This window comes from Streptomyces sp. NRRL F-5122 (assembly GCF_001507435.1).
Lineage (GTDB): Bacteria > Actinomycetota > Actinomycetes > Streptomycetales > Streptomycetaceae > Streptomyces > Streptomyces lannensis.
In genome coordinates this window covers 1-562 of the sequence record NZ_LMWH01000115.1, presented here as the reverse complement: position 1 = coordinate 562, position 562 = coordinate 1, and the positions used below count along the sequence as shown (strand labels likewise).

1 protein-coding gene is annotated in these 562 nt (G+C 63.3%); it reads right to left on the bottom strand.

Annotation, left to right across the window (positions count from 1 at the left end; translation table 11 throughout):
* Nucleotides 1–562, bottom strand: a 562-nt coding sequence (locus tag ADL25_RS13110; RefSeq protein WP_267889243.1) for an alpha-amylase family glycosyl hydrolase, incomplete at both ends; no start/stop codon positions are given.

Below are 562 nucleotides of genomic sequence, written 5' to 3'. Positions count from 1 at the left end.
ATTGGCCTCCGCCAGCAGCACCGTGTCCGGATAGTGGGCGTCGATCTCCTTGCGCACCCGCCGGAGGAACTCGTGCGTGGCCGGCAGATTCTCGCAGTTCGTTCCGTCCTTGGCGTACAGATACGGAACCGCGTCCAGTCGGAAGCCGTCGATCCCGAGGTCCAGCCAGAACCGCAGTGCCGCAAGGACTTCCTCCTGCACGGCCGGGTTCTCGTAGTTGAGGTCCGGCTGGTGGGAGAAGAAGCGGTGGAAGTAGTACTGCTTGCGGATCGGGTCGAAGGTCCAGTTGGAGGCCTCGGTGTCGACGAAGATGATCCGCGCGTCCGGATACTGTTTGTCGTCGTCGGCCCACATGTAATAGTCGCCGTAGGGCCCTGACGGATCGCTTCTCGACTGCTGGAACCACGGGTGCTGGTCGCTGGTGTGGTTCATCACGAAGTCGATGATCACCCGCATGCCGCGTTGGTGGGTGGCGTCCACGAACTCCACGAAGTCCGCCAGGTCACCGAACTCCGGCAGCACCGCCGTGTAGTCCGACACGTCGTAACCGCCGTCCCGCAGC